Consider the following 18,208-nt stretch of genomic DNA (forward strand, 5'->3'; position numbering starts at 1 on the left):
GGGGTCTCCTCGTACTTCAGAGGTGGTGGGTGCTGGCCGCGGCCACACTGGCAGCGGGCGTGCTGGCACTGGCGGCCGCGGCAGCCATCCGGGTGGCCTTGTCGACCGATCCCTGCACCAGCTGGTTCACATCGAGAATGAGCGCGATGTCGCCCGTGCCCAGGATGCTGGTGCCACAAATTGACTTCATGTGCTTGAAGATGCCGCTCATGGGCTTGATCACGGTCTGGATCTCGCCGTGCAAGGTGTCGACCAGGATGCCGGTCTTGAACTCGCCTGAGCGCACCACGACCACGCTGGGTCGGCGGGTCACCTCGCCGCCGATCTGGAAGGTCTGGCGCAAGCTGACATAAGGCAGCACCTCGCCGCGCAGGTTCAGGTACATGGGCCGCTCGGGCACCAGGGCATCGGGTGGCAGCTCGATGCACTCCACCACCACATCCAGCGGCACGATGAAGCGCTCATGGTCCACGCCCACCATGAAGCCGTCGATGATGGCCAAGGTGAGCGGCAGGCGCATCTGCAGCAAGGTGCCTTCGCCCTTGCGGGAGTTGAGCGTGATGGCACCACGCAGCGCTTCGATGCTCTTCTTGACCACGTCCATGCCCACGCCACGGCCCGACAGGTTGGTGACCTGCTCGGCGGTGGAGAACCCGGGCTCGAAGATCAGCTGGAACACCTCGGGGTCGGTCAGGCCCTCGGCGGTGGTGATCAGGCCCTTCTGCAAGGCCTTGTGGAGGATGCGGTCGCGGTCCAGGCCGCGGCCGTCGTCACTGACCTCGACCACCACATTGCCTGATTCGTGGAAGGCGCGCAGCCGCAGCGTGCCCATCTCGGGCTTGCCGGTGCGGCGGCGCTCTTCGGGGGTTTCCAGGCCGTGGTCCATGGCGTTGCGCACCAGGTGCATCAGCGGGTCACCGATGCGTTCGACCATGGCCTTGTCGAGTTCGGTGTCACCGCCCACGATCTCCAGCTGGATGGACTTGCCCAGCTCACGTGAAACATCGCGCACCACGCGCTGGAAGCGGCTGAAGGTCTCGCCAATGGGCACCATGCGCAGCTGCAGCGTGCCCGACTGGATGCCATCGACCAGCTGCATCAGGGCGCTCACGGCTTCCTGCAGGCGGGTGTTGCGGGTGTCGCGCGCCAGCACGTCCACCCCGGCACTGGCGATCACCAGTTCGCCCACCTGCACGATCAGCTCGTCCAGCCGTTCGGCGGGCACACGCACGAAGCGGGCGCTGCCGCCAGCCGGGGAGGCGCTGGCGCCCGAGGTGGCTGATGGGGTCGCCGAAGTGGCCGTGCTGGTGGGCACCGTGGTGGGCGCCGTGGTGGCCGCTGTGGCGGGCGCATGAGGCTCCCAACCACCGGCGGATGCAGCGGCAGGGGTTGGCAAGGCCGGCAACGCGGCCCATTCACCGGCCTTGAGCAGCCCGCTGTCCAGCCATTCGGTGGGTGCCACATCGCCCAGCGCCTCGCGCACCGGGGCCAGGGCCTCGTGCACCTCGGTCAGCGATGCACCAAGCGGCAACATCACCATGACCGTGCGGTCGAGGAAGAATTCGAAGGCTTCACGCGCATCGTCGATGACGCCACTGTCGGCCTCCAGGGCCAGGGCCACCCAGCAGTCCTCGGCGTCGAGCTTGTCCAGCGGCGGCACATGCGGCGTGACCAGCGCGCTGCGCTGGATGTGCACGCGCTCGCTCAGGTAGATCAGGGCCGAGGCCGGGTCCATGCCGTCGCGCAGGCTGTCGCGGCCGAACACGGCCCACAGGCGAAAGCCCTGGGCGGCATCAGCGCCTGCCGTGGTGGGTGCGGCAGGCGAGGCGCCCGTCGACACTGTGGCCGACGCGGCGGGCTGCCCCGGTGCGGCCGGATCGAGCCCGGCCAGCAAGGCCGCTTCGTCGCCCGAGGCTTCCTGCCCCAGCGGGTCACCGCGCTCGGCCAGGTCCAGCAGGCGGTTGATGTGGTCACAGCAACGCAGCAGCTGGGTGATCATGCCGCCATCGAGCAGCGGCTCGCCCGAGCGCACGCGGTCCAGCAGGGTCTCGACCTTGTGCGTGAAGCGGGTCAGGCTGTCGATGCCCACGATGCCGGCCGAGCCCTTGATGGTGTGGGCCGCCCGGAACATGGCGTTGATCAGGTTGGCATCGTTCGGGTCGTGGCCTTGTTCCAGGCTCAGCAGGCCCTGCTCAAGCTCCTGGGCCAGCTCGCGGCCCTCCACCAGAAAGGCCTGCACGGCGGCTTGCATGTCCATGCTCATTGCACACCTCCCGGGGTGGGGGTGCGGCCAAAGCCGCACACCAGATCAGGGGCCGAAGCGCCCAGGGCCTGGGCCACGGCCAGCACCGAAGGCGAGGCCGCGTTCAGCTGGGGAATCTGTCCGCGCTGGCGCAACCAGCGCGAGGTGGCCACCAGCAGTTGCGCGCCAGCGGTGTCGAAGTCGGTGATGCCACTGAGGTCAACGGCCACATCGCCCTGGCGCTCGGCCGCATCGAGCGTGGCCAGCAGGGCCTGGCGCGTTTCCGCGGCTTCGGCAATGGTCAGAGGGCCGATCAGCGCCAGCTGGTGCTGTTGCCCGTCGTGGTGGTGGCGCACGTCGCTCATGGCAGCACCAGCTTCTGGACAGCGGCCAGCATCTGCTCGGGCTTGAAGGGCTTGGTCATCCAGGCGCGGGCCCCTTCGGCCCGGCCGATGGCCATCTTCTCTTCGGCCGATTCGGTGGTCAGCATCATCACGGGCACGAACTTGTGGGCCGCGCTCTTCTTGACCTCCTTGAGGAAGGTCAGCCCGTCCATCACCGGCATGTTCACGTCGCTGATGATCAGGTTCACCTTGCGGCCATTGAGCTGCTGCAAGGCTTGGGCGCCGTCTCCGGCCTCGACCACTTCGTAGCCGGCGCCGCGCAGGGCAATGCCCACCACGGTGCGGACAGACGACGAGTCGTCAACGATCAGGATGCATTTGGCCATAGGGTCCTCCGTGCGCGTCAGAACATCACCAGGCCGTCGTTGTCGTCGGCTGGTTCGGGTTCGTTGCGGTGGGTGCGCTTTTCTTCCTGCATGGTGTAGGAGGCCAGCAGCTGGCGGTCCAGCTCGGCCACCTGGTGGGCTTGCGGCCAGTCGGTGTGCAGCTCCTGGCCCAGCAAGGCCAGGCTGGAGTGCACGTGGGCCAGGCGCTGGCCGATGCGGTCCATGAACTGGAACTGCACCAGCGCGTCACTGACCGACATGCGGGTACTCTGGCCGATCTGGCACAGCGCATCGGCCGCGTCCATCACCCCCTGCACCGGGGCATTGAGCTCATCGAGGATCTGCACCATGTCCTGGCGGCTTTGCTCGATCAGCTCGGTGTCGCGCTTGCGCAGGGCCTCGGCCTTGCTGGCCGTGTCCTGGATCACGCTTTCGATGCGGGCCACGCGGGCCATGATGGTCTGCGACTCCTGCCGCGACTGCGCGGCCAGGCGGCGCACCTCGTCGGCCACCACCGAGAAGCCCTGGCCAGCCTCGCCAGCGCGGGCTGCTTCGATGCGGGCATTGATGGACAGCAGCGTGGTCATCTGCGAGATCTTTTCCACCGAGGCGGCGGTCTCGTTGAGCTCACGCACGGCCTGCACGGCTTCGGTCACCGCGTCGAACAATTGGTGGTTGGCCGACACCGCGCCTTCGATCAGGCCGATCACGTGCTCCAGCCGGTGGCGGGCCTGTTCGGCTGCTCCGCCGATGCCGCCGCCTGTCCCACCCATGGCCTGGGCGGCCGACTGTGTCATGTCGATGGCCTCGGCCAGCTGTCGCTCGATCTGGGCAAACACCTGCGTGAGGCTGTCAACCGACTTGGTGCCATGCGTGGTGGCCGCGTCGATCTGGCGGCACCACACATCGATCAGTTCGACCAGGGGCTCGCGCCCATCAGGCTGGGCCATGTGGGCCGCAGCCGCTTCGCTGTGGTGCCAGCCCAGTGCATCGAGCGTGCGTCGTGCAAACATGTTCATGGCCGGGCCCTCAAGCGCTGCCCTGCCCCATGCGGGCCAGGTGCGAGACCTCGTCGATCGACAACACCTGCCCCAGGTTCATCACGATCACGAACTGACCGCGGATGCGGGCCATGGCCTGGATGAAGTCGCTGCGGATGTTGGCGCCAAAGGTGGGCGGTGGCTCCAGATCAGCCTCGGACAGCTCGATGACTTCGCTGACGCCATCGACCACCACGCCCATCTCGAAGATCTCGTCTTCATGGCGCATCTCGACAATGACGATGCAGGTGCGCCGATGCGGCTGGGCGGGCTCGAAGCCCAGCCGGGCCGACAGGTCGATCACGGGCACCACCGCGCCCCGCAGGTTGATGACGCCGCGGATGAACACGGGCATCAAGGGGATGGTGGTGATGGCGCCGTACTCGATGATCTCCTTGATGGCCACGATGCCCATGGCATAGGTGGCCCCTGCGGAGTGGAACGTGAGGTACTGCGCCGTGCCCGCCTGAACGGTACGGCGGTTGCTCAGGGCCTCCTTGGCCACCTGAGCGGGGCGATCAAGCCCGGTGTCTGCGACATGCATGGTGCCTCCGGCAACACGGTCTGGGTGGGGGGCATGCCCCGCCCAGAAGGCGAAAACATGCAATCGTTGGACAAATTTTCGGCAATGCAGCCAGGAAATTGAATCGGGCTGCTGCCCGGGGCCGATCCCGGGTCGTCACCCGGGATGGGGTGGCCACAGGCCCAGCATCACTTCGATCTGGTTCAGGAAAGACTGCAGCTGTGGCGACTGCAAAGCCTGCCCGGCCAGCAACTGCTCTTCCAGGGCGCGGGCCGCCAGCAACTCGGGCGAATGGCCGAGCACCGCCAGCGAGCCTCGGATGGCATGCACGGCCTTGCGTTGCTCAGCCGCGCCCTGGGCCCGCTGCAAAGCCAGGCGCAAGGCCGGCCATTCGCTGCGAAACAGCAGTTTGAGGTCCAGCCCCGACAAGGCCCGCAAGCCGGCCTGGGCACGCTCGATGCCTGAGCCTGCCGGGGTGGTGCTGCCCGCCCCCTGCGGCCGGCGTGCCGGCAGTTGCCTCAGCAAGGCCTGCAGTTCCAGCGGGTCGTGCGGCTTGAGCAGGCAGCCCAGCGCACCCAGGGCCCGAGCCGCCTGCCGGTCGTCGGCCGAGAGGTGGGCACTGAGCAATATGAACGGTTGTGCGGCCAGGCGCGGGTGCTCACGCAGCCAGCGGCCCAGGCCCAGGCCCGTGTCGTCAGGCAGCTGCATGTCGGCCAGCACCACATCAAAGGGGCCGTGCACCAGCATGGCCCGGGCCTCGCCACAGCTGCCTGCCGTGCTGGCCTCGGCGCCCATGCGACGCAACTGGTCACGCACCACTTCCTGGTTCAGCAGGTTGTCTTCGACCACCAGCACCCGCAGCCCCTGCAAGGCCGGGTCCAGCTGCAAACGCAGGGCCTGGGGCGAGCCCAACACCGAGTCGGCCAGCAAGGCCAGCGTGTGGCCCTGCGCCTCAGCCGGCAGCGCACTGACCGACCACACCGTGCGCCCCATCAGGCGCGCATGGCGCAACCACCGGCTGGCTTGCGGGTGGGCCTGGTCGATCACCCAGTGGCCCGTGGCCTGGGCCGCCTGCTGCTCAGGATCTTGCAACACCAGCAAGGGGCGCTGTCGACCGGCCCACAAGGCCTGCACGGTGTCCACAAAGCGCGGGTCGGCGCTGAACACGGCGTCCTGCGTGTGGTGCACTGGCGGCTCTCGCCGCTGCACGGTGGCCTGCAGGCTCAGATCGAACCACATCAGGCTGCCCCCGCCTTGCACCGACACCCCCTGCAACTGGCTGCCCATGCGCTGCAACAGGCGGTGCACGATGCGCAAGCCGAAGCCCGAACCGCCACGCGCCGTGGCGCCAGCGCCCAGGGTCACCTGCTCGGGGTCCAGCACACGGGCGAGGGTGTGTTCTGCCATGCCCACACCGGTGTCGCCCACCGACAAACGCACCGTGAGTGTGGCCCCTTCGTGCGCCAGCACCCGGGCGCCCACCGTCACCACCCCGACATCGGTGAAACGCAAGGCATTGGCCAGCAGGTTCAGCAGCACCTGCTCGATGCGCTTGCCGTCACCCCGCAGGGCCACACCACTCAGGCCCTCGGCCTGCAGATACAGGGCAATGGGGCGCCCCTGGCGCAAGCCGTCGGCCGTGGCCAGCACCTGGGCCAGCAAGTTGGACAGGTCCAGCGGCTGATCGGGCAGCACCTCCAGGGTGCCGCGCTCCAGGTGGCTGAGGTCCAGCAGGTCATTGACCACCCGCAGCATCAGGCGCGAGGCCTGGTCAATGCGGCTGAGGTAACGGCGGTCGACCCCGCTGGGCCAGTCCATCTGCGCCAGCTGGCTGAAGGCGATGATGGCCTGCAAGGGCGTGCGCAGTTCGTGCGAAATGGCCGCCAGCTGCGGCGCCAGCTCGCCCGCATGGCGCATGTCAGGCGCTGCCTCTGGCGCTGGGCCGAGGGCCTCAGGGGGCACTGCACCGGGCTGACGTGACGGATTCACGAAGATTCCCCAGGGACTGAACTGCCGGTTGCCGAAAATGAAAGAAGTGCAAGCCCCGGTGTGACCCGATGCCCTTGAACCCTTCCGTGCGCGTGATGGTGGCCGACGACCAGTTGCTGGTGCGTGCCGGCATCGTCTCGCTGCTGTCGCAGATCGACGGTGTGTCACCCGCAGGCGCAGTGTCTGACGGGCAGCAGGCACTCGAAGCCTGTGAAAGCACCCCTCCCGACGTGCTTTTGCTCGATTTGCAGATGCCGGGCCCTGATGGCGTGGCCATCACACGCGTGCTGCACGACCGCCAGCCTGCGGTGAAGGTGCTGATCTTGTCGGCCAGCACCGAGGCGCAGGTGGCCCGCAACGCGCTGGCCGCAGGGGCCCGCGGCTATGTCTCGAAAGATTTCGTGATGGACGAGCTGGCCATGGCCCTGAAGGCCGTGACGGCCGGGCAGATCTACCTCAGCCCCAGCGTGGCCACGGCCGTGATGCTGCCGGCCAGCCCGGAGCCCGTGCCCCTGACCCCGCGCCAGCAAGACGTGTTGCGCGGCATTGCCCGCGGCCTGACCAACAAGGAAATTGCCCGCGACATGGGCGTGAGCCTCAAGACCGTGGCCTACCACCGGGCCGAACTGATCCAGAGGCTGGACCTGCACGACGTGGCCAGCCTGACGCGCTACGCCCTGGCACAGGGCCTGAACGTGTGACCCTGGCGGCCCGGTGCGTGATTTTTTGGCACCCCGCTGCATCTGAACGGCACCCGCGCGCGTAAGGGGTGGAAGCAGACGACTGGTCTGCCTTCCCATTCACCCCTGGAGTTGCCATGTACCGTGCCCTGATCACTGCCTCTGCCCTCAGCCTGGCGGCCACCGCCGCATTCGCCACCACCGCCGCCGGAAGCGGCCAGGGCTCGGCCTCGGGGTCGGCATCGGCCGGGGGCCACCGGGTGGAGGCTTCGGGCTCGATCGCGGTGCAACTGAAGGGCTCATTCAAGCCGCAGGTGCTGCAATGCGCCAGCCGCCCCCTGGACACCGAAGCCAGCCCCAACCGCCACCCCGCCCTGCCCTTCAGCAGCCTGGAAGTGCTGGGCCTGACCACCGATGGCCGCCTGGTGTGCTTCCATGAAGCCCTGCCCGGCCACGTGCGCGTGCTGGCCACCGTGAACGGCCTGCAGGTGGACACCCAGGTGCTGGCCATTGACCACCGCGCGGCCGACGGCGCCCTGTACGGCCTGGGCAATGCCGGCGGCGTGTACCGCATCGACCCGGCCACCGGCGTGGCCACCCTGAGCAACCGCCTGACCGTGGCCCTGCAGGGCACCCGCGTGGCCGCTGACTTCAACCCCGCGGCCGACCGCCTGCGCATTGTCACCAACACCGGCCAGAACCTGCGCCACAACGTGGACGCTGGCGGCACCACCGCCACCGACGCGCCCCTGAACTACACCGCAGGCACCACCGCCAGCGGCGTGGTGGCCGCGGCTTACATCAACAACGATGTGAGCCCCGCCGCTGCCCCCACCAACGCCGCCGCCACGGCCACGGCGCTGTTCGTGATCGACGCCAACCTCGACCAGGTGGCCCTGCAATCGCCCCCGAACGCCGGCGTGCTGGTGGCCACCGGCAAGCTGCAGCAAGACGTGGGCGAGTTCACGGGCTTTGACATTTTCAGCACCGTGCAAGGCGGCGTCACCACCGACAACCGCGCGCTGGCCACCACCACCGCGGCCGACGGCCAGACCACGCTGCACAGCGTGAACCTGCTGACCGGCAAGCTGAGCGCCAAGGGCAAGCTGGCCACCGGCATCAGCCTGGTGGACATTGCCATTCCGCACGGGCAGCGCTGAGCCGCCACTGACCTGGCGCTGCCGAGGCCTGAGGGCCGAGGCGGCGTGTGAATGAAAGAAGCCCCGCGCATGGTGGACATGGGCGGGGCTTTGTTTTGGGGTGGGAGGAGAGGAGATGCAAACGTTGAGGGCTCTGAGTGTTCAGGTTCAGCAACAGCTGCGCATCTGCCGGTGGCCAAAGCGCCAGGCTCCATGCGCCTCCCGACCAGCCCCCTTGACGACGATTCGCCAGGTCTCCAGGCAAAATCCAGACCAATGGGGCAAGCCTGCCGGGAAGCTCAACTTGAAGAATGGAGCAACATCAATGGCACTGACAAAGAAGGGCGAGTTCTGGTACGGGACGACGTCGGGCGACATCCAGGCTGAGCTGCGCAGCTACAGCATTGCGAATCGCCATGAGGCCGTCCGGTTTGCCACGTCCAAATGCGACTGCGGGTGCAGGCACTTCGCTCTGCAGACCGATGAGGAAGCTGGCGTGGCCATCCGAACCTGCACCGACTGTGGGCAGGAGCACCTGATGGGCGACAGCGCGGAGCACCTTGAAGAGGCGATGCCCGAGACGCACGAGTGCGTGTGCGAGAACGAAGTGTTTGAGCTGGTGTCCGGCGTCTCCGTGCACGAGGGCACCCATGACGTGCGCTGGTGCTACATCGCTTGCCGCTGCGTGGAGTGCAGTCTGGTGGGGGTCTTCGCAGACTGGAAGTGTGAAGCGGGTGACGCGGCGGCCTTTCTCGCCAAAGTGTGAACGACCGAACCCCACGGCGATCAGGTTCGCAGGCTTTGGGGCACGCGAGGCCCAGCGTCAGTGCTCTGGTTTCAAACCCTGGCTTGACCCATGCCTGACATTCTCGCGTGGAGCGCCAAGCCTGGGCACGTCGAAGACGCCGGGATCGCGCTTCATGCGGGAACTGCCAGGAGGTGTCATGAAGGGGTCGGTGGACTTCAGCATTAGGCTAGTAGCGGCTTTTGAGCGCGGCCCGCTGACCGACTGCTCTAAGCAAATGCGGACCGCCATCTACGCAGAACACTAACGTTCGCTTCTCCAGTCGGTGCCTATACGTTGCATACACTCGGGTCTTGGCATGTGCTGCTCCGTGCGACGCGCAGGGCCATGATTCCGGACTAGCCTGCAATGATCTACAGCGCACAGGGAGGCGTGGGCTACAAAGCACTTAGCAACTGCCGGTCGGCGCGCCCCAGCAAAAAGATAATCACAGCACAACCGCCTCTCAATGATGTGACGTCGAATTGAGCTGGCGAAGAGGCTGCGCCCCTGCATTCCAACTGAATCGCCCCGGCAATCCTAGACGCTGGTGAGCCTCAAACTTCTGGCCCAGAAGGAGCCGAAATGAGCACCAAGCGTTACCCGGAAGAATTCAAGATCGAGGCGGTCAAGCAAGTGACCGAACGCGGCCACACGGTGGCCGATGTATCGAGTCGTTTGGGCGTCAGCGCGCACAGCCTGTACAAGTGGATCAACGAGGCCAGGCAGCCGGCCGATGCTTGCCACAGTCAGCTGTCTCAGGCCAAAGAGCTGCGTCGGCTGAAGGCCGAACTCAAGCGCGTGACCGAGGAGCGTGACATCCTAAAAAGGCCGCAGCGTACTTTGCCAAGCAGTCCGGGTGAGGTACGCGTTCATCGAGCAGGAACAGCCGCGTCACAGCGTCCGATTGCTCTGCCACGTCATGCGAGTCCATCCCAGCGGCTATTACGCCTGGAAGACCAACCCGGTCAGCGCCCGCGAACTCGACAACCAACGCCTGCTGCCCAAGCTTAAGCAGGCCTGGCTGGAGAGCGGCGGCGTGTACGGCTATCGCAAGATCACGCTAGACATGCGCGATCTGGGTGAGGGCTGCGGCAAGCACCGGGTGTATGGCTTGCTCAAGCGCGAAGGCCTGCGGTCACAGACTGGCTACAAGCGCAGGCCAGGCGCCAAATCAGGGCCACCCGCCGTGGTGGCCCCCAACCACCTCCAGCAAGTGTTCACGGTCAGTCAGCCCAATCAGGCCTGGGTGACCGACATCACCTACATCCGTACGCATGAAGGCTGGCTGTACCTGGCCGTGGTGCTGGACCTGTATTCGCGGCAGGTGGTGGGCTGGTCCATGGGCAGCAGCATCGACACCGACCTGGTGCTGGCTGCACTGCTGATGGCCATTTGGCGGCGCAAGCCCAAGAACCCGGTGACCTTGCATTCGGATCAGGGTTGTCAATTCACCAGCCACGAGTGGCAGGACTTCCTCAAGAGCCACAACCTGGTGGCCAGCATGAGCCGCCGCGGTAATTGCCATGACAACGCTGTGGCCGAGAGCTTCTTCCAGTTGCTCAAGCGCGAGCGAATCAGGCGCCAGATCTATCCCACCAGGGATCTGGCCCGCAGCGATGTCTTTCACTACATCGAGATGTTCTACAACCCGCGACGCCGCCATGGCACTGCCGAAGGACTGTCTCCGGTAGAGTTCGAACGACGTCAATCCCAGCGGCTCAAGAGTGTCTAGGGAAGCCGGGGCGATTCAACACGGGAAATGAGAAAAAAAGGCCCTCAAGGGTTGCATCCTTCAGGGCCTCGTGTGAGCTTCAAGGGGTCACTTGTTGCGGGGCTTTTGAGTTAGTCCACTACCGGCCAACGACTTGGTGGCCGCGCTGGTTCGCCCATCGTGCAATGCACTAGACGCAATACCCGCGACGCGTGCGGAGGTCACCTTGTTAGTACCCGATTGAGCTAGAACACTACCTGCAAGTGACTTCGCAGTGGGGCTGGCAGCAGGGTTCAAGAGCGTACGGGCAGCTGTGGTAGCCACTCGGGCAGAAGTTTTTTCAGATTTGCTCATAGTTACGATTGGTTCGAAGGATGAAAAAAGTAGCGGCACAGCCTGCACCGCTACTTGGGTCACATTCGCTTATGCGCGCTTATTGCGCACAACAATGCGGAACGGTTTCCCGTTCGCACGGCGAATCACCTTGCCGGACTTCAAGCGGATAGTCATCGTGAAGATGACCGTACCGCCCTCGTCGGATTGGCGTTTGCCTGATGGCATATGCACCTCCTCTAAGGAAGTTGCGCCCCGAACACAAACTCGTAACAAACTTGCAGACTGAACGACCAATCCGTATAATCTGCAGGGTTCTGCCTAAGAACTATCGAGGACAAGCCTGGGGCGACCAGCTTGTCTTTGCCAGAGAGACCACAGGGTTGCAGCCCTGTAGGTCTCTTTTTTTGTGCCGCATTACACGGAACAGGCCAAATCCTACCAGACCTCGACGGGGCCTACCTTTTTCCATACCCCTAAAAACACGGAAAAAAGAGGTTTTCCCACTATTAATCTGGTCTTTTGTCTCCATTTGACAACATGCTGCGGCGCACAACAATTCCAGTCATAGCCCCAGAGAACACTAGATGTAGTGGTGATGCCCGCGCCAGACACTAAATATGGGTGACAGTCGACGAACACTGCCCAAAGTCACTGAGCATCTAGCCCCCGCAAACGAACCGAGCGTTAACCCTTAAGCCCAGATCTTCTGGGCCGGTAGCCCCTCTTCAGATCCAACCCCGGGCAACACAACTTTTCCATCGCAGGGCCCTGCCTCTTGCATCGCCTCGTGCTTGCCAGCAGACGCGCGCCCATTTCCCCCGTCCGTGCCCGGTCAGGTAGTCGCCAACACTATCAGCCCCCCCGCGTCGGTACTGCGAGTAGAGGCTGTGTGCCGAAAGGCGTGGAATTCCGCCCAAACCTTATCGATGCCCTGCTCTCCTTAGCAGATCAGGATCCTGTCCGAGAAATGCCCCCCCCGGACCTGTCGGGTGCCCGCTTGATGTACGGGAACAAGACTTGTGTCCTGCAGGCCTTCAATGTGCAACTGGCACAACTCGGACCGACGGCCCCCCCCCCTTGTATAGCCCTCCCAACGTGCCCCCTAGGGGCTCTCCTTCAGCGGCTGGGCGTCAATGGCAACATGCCCATGCAGTCCCCAGAAACAACAAAGCCTCCAGGGCTGACCGTAGAGGCTTGCTGAGGTTCCAAGGTGGTTCCAACCAGGGTTCCAAGGTAGGTTCCAAGCTGATTGAACGCATCCCGTAGGCCGTTGATTTAGAAGGACTTTTGATTGACCATCTTCATCGGGGGATGTTTGGTGCCGGAGAAAGGAATCGAACCCTCGACCTTCTCATTACGAATGAGCTGCTCTACCGACTGAGCTACACCGGCTGACCAAGACCGCTAGTTTAGCACGTCAGCAAGGCGTGCCAATGGCCCGATCAGAAGGCGTGACGCACGCCAAACACCACCGAGTTGCCGGCCTTGAAGCCTGCGGCCTTTTCCTTGTCGTACATGTAGGCGGCGTACACGTCGGTGCGCTTGCTCAGCCACAGGTCATAGGCCAGGGTGAAGATGTCGTGCTTCACGGCCGCAGGCGTGGTGCCCGAAGCCGCTTCTTCCTTGCTCTGGCCGTACGACACCAGCACCTTGCTGTCCTTGGTCACGGGCACCGAGGCGCCCAACTGCACCACGTCGGTGTCGATGTTGCTGGCACCGGTGTAGCCGTTGTTGCCCAGCTGGCCGTATTGGGCAAACAGCTTGGCCACACCAAAGTCGTAGCTGGCGCTGACCAGGCCAAAGTTCTGGCTCTGACCTGCCAGCAGGGCCGGCTTGGGCGCCGTGGCCGAGCGCACGCGCTGCATCGAAGCACCGGCGCTGAAGGGGCCGGCGGTGTAGCTCACGGCACCGGCGTAGGTGGTGTCTTGCGCCTTGGTGCTGTCTTCACCCAGTTGCACCTGCACCGAGGCCGTGAAACCGGCCAGGTTCGGGGTCTGGTAGGTGATGGCGTTGCTCACGCCCGAATCACCCACGTCATTGCCCACGGCGCCGTAGGTCAGGCGCACGGCGGGCGACAGGCCGAAGGCACCGCCGAAGGGGTTGTAGCCGGCCACCTGGCCGAACACCAGGTTACCCTGGCGGCCCAGGGTCAGCTTGCCCAGGTCGCTGCTGAGGTACACGTTGGCGGCACGGCCCCAGAACACGTCGGCATTGCTGCGGCCCGAGGCGCCCACATCAGGGCGCAGGAAGGCTTCCAGGGCGAAGCCAGCCTTCAGGCCGCCACCCAGGTCTTCCACACCCTTGAAGCCGATGTAGCTGGTGACCATGTTGTTGCCGTCAACCTTGGTGGTGCGGGTGTTGGCTGGGCTGCCGGCCGCGCCGCTGGTCTGCATGGAAGCCAGCGACAGGTCCACCACACCGTACAGGTTGTAGCTGGACTGGGCTTGCGCGCCCAGGGTGGTGGCGAGGGCGGCAACAGCGAGGGCGATCGAACGAGGGGACATGCAAGTACTCCTGTGGGTGTCTGTGCACCAGTTGTGAAAAAGCGTGTCAGCCGGTTGCACGAACCGTGCCCATCGGCCCGCCAGCCAACTGATCCCCCCCGATTCAAAGTGCGCACGGTTCTTGCTGCAACTGGATACCGTTCTGTATACAGTCTGAACCCAAGATTGCATACAGCTTCACCCTCGGAGTCTTCCATGCACCTGCCCTTCTTCAAGTTTTCTTCCAAGGCCTCGCACGCCAAACGCACCACCCTGGCGCAGGCCACCCGCCTGTGCACGGCCGCCGCCCTGGGCCTGGGCATGCTGGCCCCCACCGTGGTGCATGCCGCCACCAGCATGAAGTTCCAGCTCGACTGGCGCTTTGAAGGGCCTTCGGCCTTCTTCCTGTACCCCGCGGCCAAGGGCTATTTCAACCAGGCCGGCCTGGACGTGACCATCGACGCCGGCAGCGGCTCGGGCGGCACCGTCACGCGCGTGGCCTCGGGCACCTATGACATGGGCTTTGCCGACATGGCCGCCCTGATGGAGTTCCACGCCAACAACCCCGACGCGCCCAACAAGCCCGTGGCCGTGATGATGGTCTACAACAACACGCCCGCCGCGGTGCTGGCCTTGAAGAGCTCGGGCATCAAGAGCCCGGCCGACCTGACCGGCAAGAAGCTGGGCGCCCCGGTGTTCGACGCCGGCCGCAAGGCCTGGCCCATCTTTGCCAAGGCCAACAAGCTGGGTGCCGTCACCTGGGTGGGCATGGACCCCACCCTGCGCGAGACCATGCTGGTCAAGGGTGATCTGGACGCCATCACGGGCTTCTCGTTCACCTCGCTGCTGAACCTGGAAGCACGCGGCGCCAAGCCGGCCGACGTGGTCATGTTCCCCTACGCCCAGCACGGCGTGAAGCTGTACGGCAATGCCATCATTGCCTCGCCCAAGTTCCTCAAGGAGAACCCCGAAGCGGTCAAGGCCTTCCTGAAGGCCTTTGCCAAGGGCGCCAAGGAGGTCATGTCCAACCCCGACGCCGCGGTGGCCACGGTCAAGGCGCGTGACGGCATCGTCAATGCCGACCTGGAAAAGCGCCGCCTGGTCATGGCCATTGACCAGGTGGTGGCCAGCCCCGACGCCCGCACCGAGGGCTTCGGCCAGGTCAAGTTGCCCCGCCTGTCGCTGATGGCCTCGCAGGTGGCCGACGCCTTCAACACCAAGACCCGCATCAACCCCGATGCCGTGTGGACGCCCGCCTACCTGCCGCCGGCTGCCGAGCTGAACGTGCTGCCTGCGGCCAAGAAGTGAAGGCCTGAACCATGACCGCCTTCGTCGATTTCCAGAACGTCTGGCTGGCCTACAACGACGAGCTGCTCGCCAACGGGCAGTTCGCCGTGGAAGACCTGAGCCTGCAGATGCGCGACGGTGAGTTCGTCGCCATCGTGGGGCCCTCGGGCTGTGGCAAGTCCACCTTCATGAAGCTGACCACCGGCCTGAAGATGCCCTCCAAGGGCAGCGTCACCATCGATGGTCAGAACGTGACCGGCCCGCTCAAGATCACGGGCATGGCCTTCCAGGCGCCTTCGCTGCTGCCCTGGCGCACCACGGTGGACAACGTGCTGCTGCCGCTGGAGATCGTCGAGCCCTACCGGCATGATTTCAAGCGCAAGCGTGCCGAGTACGAGGCCAAGGCCCGCAGCCTGCTGCAGAGCGTGGGCCTGGGCGGTTATGAAGACAAGTTCCCCTGGCAGCTGTCAGGGGGCATGCAGCAGCGCGCCAGCATCTGCCGCGCCCTGATCCACGAGCCACGCATGCTGCTGCTCGACGAGCCCTTCGGCGCGCTCGATGCCTTCACGCGCGAAGAGCTGTGGTGCGCCCTGCGCGACCTGCAGGCCGCGCGCGGCTTCAACGTCATCCTGGTCACGCACGACCTGCGCGAGGCCGTGTTCCTGGCCGACACCGTGTACGTGATGAGCAGAAGCCCTGGCCGCATCGTGGCACGCCGCGAGATCGAGCTGCCCCGCCCGCGCGAGCTGGAAACCACCTACACCCCCGAGTTCACCGGCATCGTGCATGAACTGCGGGCCCACATCGGGGCCATGCGCAAACCGGTGAACATGAAACCCAACCAGGAGGTGGCGTGATGTTGGCACTCAGCCAGAAACAGATGGAACGCTGGGCCCCCTGGGCCCTGACGCTGGTGGTGATCGCCGTGTGGCAGCTGCTGTGCTCGGCACTGAACGTGAGCGAGTTCATCTTCCCCAGCCCGGCGCGCATTGCCGAGCAGATGGTCGAGTTCAAGGACGAGATCTTCAAGCACGCCTGGCGCACGCTGTGGGTGACCATGGCGGGCTTTGGCATTGCCATCGTGGTGGGCGTGCTGCTGGGCTTTTTGATCGGCAGCTCGCGCTTGGCCTATGCGGCGCTGTACCCGCTCATGACGGCCTTCAATGCCTTGCCCAAGGCGGCCTTCATCCCGATCCTGGTGGTGTGGTTCGGCATTGGCGTGGGCCCTGCGGTGCTCACGGCTTTCCTGATCAGCTTCTTCCCGATCACGGTGAACATTGCCACGGGCCTGGCCACGCTCGAGCCCGAGCTGGAAGACGTGCTGCGCGTGCTGGGCGCCAGGCGCTGGGACGTGCTGATCAAGGTGGGCCTGCCCCGCTCCATGCCCTACTTCTACGCCTCGCTGAAGGTGGCCATCACGCTGGCCTTCGTGGGCACCACGGTGTCCGAGATGACGGCAGCCAACGAAGGCATTGGCTACCTGCTGATCTCGGCCGGTTCGTCCATGCAGATGGGCCTGGCCTTTGGGGGCCTGGTGGTGGTGGGCGGCATGGCCATGGTCATGTACGAGGTGTTTGCCGTGATCGAAAAACGCACCACGGCCTGGGCGCACCGCGGCAGCCAGGGCGGGCACTGAGCGCCCGCCTCCGGCTTCAGGCCCAGCTGGTGGCCACCGCCTTCAGCACCGTGGCCGAGGTGTCAGACGGCAAGGTCGTGACGCCTTCGGCCGGCGGCGCAAAGCCGGCCATGGCATTGATCAAGCCCTGCACCTTGCTGGCCTGCAGGGTTTTGCCATCGGCGGCCATGATCTTTTCGACGCGCGCATTGCTGCTGCTGAACCAGCCTTGCACGGTGACGTCGTCGCGGGTGCCGATCACGGACACCTTGAGGTCATTGCCTGTGCGTTGGAACCACAACTGCTGCGAGCTGCTGTCGATGAACTGCAGCACGTCGGTGGCCAGCCACGCAGACTCGTTCTCGACGATGGTGTCATGCCCGCCGCTTGCCGCCACCAGGTAGGTGTCACCGCCCTTGCCGCCCACCAGCAGGTCATTGCCCTGCCCGCCGGCCAGCACGTCTTTGCCCGCCAGGCCTTGCAGTGTGTCGTTGCCGTAGCCGCCGTTGAGCACATCGGCACGTGAGGTGCCTGTGAGGCTCAGGCCCGGCACCGGCAAAGCCAGTGCCTGCGCCTTCAGACTGGACAGCAGCACCGATTCACCATTGGCAAACTGGAGGGTGGCAGTGGATGCTGGGCCCACGCCCCTGGCATAGAACCGAATCTTGTCTGCACCACCATTGAAGCTGATCTGGAAACGGTCGCCGTCATTGCCGCCGTTTTGCAAGGCAGGCACATCCGCGGGCGCGAAACCGAGCGTCATGTCCGACTTCGACAAGCCGGCCCCCAGGCGCACCACCGTCAGGTCATTGGCCTCGATCAAGTCCCCTTGCACCCCTGTGTCACCACGGTCCACCAGCACGGTGTCGGCCCCGTAGTTCGCGTAGATGACATCGTCACCTTGCCCGCCTGCCATGAGGTCATCGCCGAGGTAGCCACTCAGCTCGTCATCGCCTGCCTTGCCCTGCAGCACGTCATGGCCCGCGCCACCGCGCAGCGTGTCGGCCTGGCCAGTGCCCCATACCGTGTCGTTGCCGCGGCCCATGTCGACCGTGTGCGGTGCGGAGGTCGAGGTGGCCGCCCCCATGTCGAGGAAATGATCCGGCCCGGGCGACACCGCGCCAAAGTCACGCAGCAACCGGACACCCACCTCGTCGAGCACCAGCCCATCGGCAAAGGCGATGGAATGGATGACACCCCCGCTGATCGAGCCCGACGCCTGCTTGAAGCCGATGCTGGACTCGCCCATGAGCAGGTCGGCCGCCGCAATGCCGGACCCGAACTGGATGTCGTAGTAACCCGAGTAGCCCACCACCTGGTTCAGCTTGCCGCCCAGGATGGGCGAGGTCAGCAGCGTGTCGGCGCCATCGCCCAGGTTGTAGCGCACAGCCATGGGCGAAACGGATTCCGCCGAGTAAGCGCCGCCCGAGATGGTGTCGTCACCCAAGCCGCCTTCTACCGTGTCGCCACCGACACCCGTCAATGAATCGGCCCCGCTGGTGCCCGTGATGTACGCCATGTTCTCCCCTCGATGCTCTTACACCTGATGTTAGATGACTCACGGTTGTCATGCCTACCCGGGCATTCACTCAGCAGGCGCACAGAAAAAACCCTCGCAGGCTCAAGCCTGAGAGGGTTTCAATCGC

At 65.2% G+C, this 18,208-nt stretch carries 15 protein-coding genes and 1 tRNA gene; 7 read left to right on the plus strand and 9 right to left on the minus strand.

What is annotated here, in order from left to right:
• Window positions 1–16: 16 nt before the first annotated feature.
• From EYS42_RS06560 to EYS42_RS06585, 6 genes are all read right to left on the minus strand, one after another.
• The gene (locus EYS42_RS06560; protein WP_130967038.1) at window positions 17–2,263 is read right to left on the minus strand and encodes a chemotaxis protein CheA; all 2,247 of its coding nucleotides are present in this window, start codon (window positions 2,261–2,263) and stop codon (window positions 17–19) included.
• Window positions 2,260–2,607, minus strand: coding sequence for an STAS domain-containing protein (locus EYS42_RS06565; RefSeq protein WP_130967039.1), 348 nt, complete (start codon window positions 2,605–2,607; stop codon window positions 2,260–2,262). Before EYS42_RS06565 ends, EYS42_RS06560 begins: the two co-directional genes overlap by 4 nt.
• The gene (locus EYS42_RS06570; protein WP_130967040.1) at window positions 2,604–2,972 is read right to left on the minus strand and encodes a response regulator; all 369 of its coding nucleotides are present in this window, start codon (window positions 2,970–2,972) and stop codon (window positions 2,604–2,606) included. The genes EYS42_RS06565 and EYS42_RS06570 overlap by 4 nt, the downstream gene beginning before the upstream one ends.
• Window positions 2,973–2,989: 17 nt before the next feature.
• Complete coding sequence (locus EYS42_RS06575) at window positions 2,990–3,991, minus strand: methyl-accepting chemotaxis protein (RefSeq protein ID WP_130967041.1); 1,002 nt, start codon at window positions 3,989–3,991, stop codon at window positions 2,990–2,992.
• A gap of 10 nt (window positions 3,992–4,001) precedes the next feature.
• Window positions 4,002–4,556: a chemotaxis protein CheW gene (locus EYS42_RS06580; RefSeq protein WP_130967042.1), complete on the minus strand. Its 555-nt coding sequence runs from the start codon at window positions 4,554–4,556 to the stop codon at window positions 4,002–4,004.
• 135 nt (window positions 4,557–4,691) lie between these two features.
• Window positions 4,692–6,524: a response regulator gene (locus EYS42_RS06585; protein ID WP_130967043.1), complete on the minus strand. Its 1,833-nt coding sequence runs from the start codon at window positions 6,522–6,524 to the stop codon at window positions 4,692–4,694.
• Window positions 6,525–6,592: 68 nt separating this feature from the next.
• Here EYS42_RS06585 and EYS42_RS06590 point away from each other — a divergent pair, with 68 nt between their 5' ends.
• From EYS42_RS06590 to EYS42_RS06605, 4 genes are all read left to right on the plus strand, one after another.
• The gene (locus EYS42_RS06590) at window positions 6,593–7,225 is read left to right on the plus strand and encodes a response regulator (RefSeq protein WP_130967044.1); all 633 of its coding nucleotides are present in this window, start codon (window positions 6,593–6,595) and stop codon (window positions 7,223–7,225) included.
• A 116-nt stretch (window positions 7,226–7,341) separates the two neighbouring features.
• A complete protein-coding gene (locus tag EYS42_RS06595) occupies window positions 7,342–8,364 on the plus strand; it encodes a DUF4394 domain-containing protein (protein WP_130967045.1) in 1,023 nt (340 codons plus the stop codon).
• A gap of 304 nt (window positions 8,365–8,668) precedes the next feature.
• Window positions 8,669–9,109 (plus strand): hypothetical protein, encoded by a 441-nt coding sequence (locus tag EYS42_RS06600; RefSeq protein ID WP_130967378.1) that lies wholly within the window; start codon window positions 8,669–8,671, stop codon window positions 9,107–9,109.
• Between the two features lie 603 nt (window positions 9,110–9,712).
• A protein-coding gene (locus tag EYS42_RS06605; protein WP_130967046.1) for an IS3 family transposase occupies window positions 9,713–10,862 on the plus strand; the annotation gives its coding sequence in 2 pieces (ribosomal slippage) (window positions 9,713–9,960 and window positions 9,959–10,862; 1,152 coding nt in all).
• Window positions 10,863–12,493: 1,631 nt separating this feature from the next.
• Here EYS42_RS06605 and EYS42_RS06615 read toward each other — a convergent pair.
• Window positions 12,494–12,569: transfer RNA gene (locus EYS42_RS06615), tRNA-Thr, on the minus strand.
• Window positions 12,570–12,619: 50 nt separating this feature from the next.
• Window positions 12,620–13,681 (minus strand): porin, encoded by a 1,062-nt coding sequence (locus tag EYS42_RS06620; protein ID WP_165456648.1) that lies wholly within the window; start codon window positions 13,679–13,681, stop codon window positions 12,620–12,622.
• A gap of 300 nt (window positions 13,682–13,981) precedes the next feature.
• Here EYS42_RS06620 and EYS42_RS06625 point away from each other — a divergent pair, with 300 nt between their 5' ends.
• From EYS42_RS06625 to EYS42_RS06635, 3 genes are read left to right on the plus strand one after another with little or no spacing between them, the layout of a single operon-like run.
• Entirely contained in the window at window positions 13,982–14,968 is a 987-nt protein-coding gene (locus EYS42_RS06625) for an ABC transporter substrate-binding protein (RefSeq protein ID WP_130967382.1), read from the plus strand.
• 11 nt (window positions 14,969–14,979) lie between these two features.
• Window positions 14,980–15,804, plus strand: coding sequence for an ABC transporter ATP-binding protein (locus EYS42_RS06630; protein WP_130967048.1), 825 nt, complete (start codon window positions 14,980–14,982; stop codon window positions 15,802–15,804).
• Window positions 15,804–16,583, plus strand: a complete 780-nt coding sequence (locus EYS42_RS06635; RefSeq protein ID WP_130967049.1) for an ABC transporter permease — start codon at window positions 15,804–15,806, stop codon at window positions 16,581–16,583. Before EYS42_RS06630 ends, EYS42_RS06635 begins: the two co-directional genes overlap by 1 nt.
• Window positions 16,584–16,599: 16 nt before the next feature.
• On the opposite strand, the gene EYS42_RS06640 is transcribed toward EYS42_RS06635, so the two are convergent.
• Window positions 16,600–18,081 carry a calcium-binding protein gene (locus EYS42_RS06640; RefSeq protein ID WP_130967050.1) on the minus strand — a complete coding sequence of 494 codons (1,482 nt, stop codon included), beginning with the start codon at window positions 18,079–18,081 and terminating at the stop codon, window positions 16,600–16,602.
• Between the last annotated feature and the right edge of the window lie 127 nt (window positions 18,082–18,208).

Source organism: Aquabacterium lacunae (assembly GCF_004310865.1).
Lineage (GTDB): Bacteria > Pseudomonadota > Gammaproteobacteria > Burkholderiales > Burkholderiaceae_C > Aquabacterium > Aquabacterium lacunae.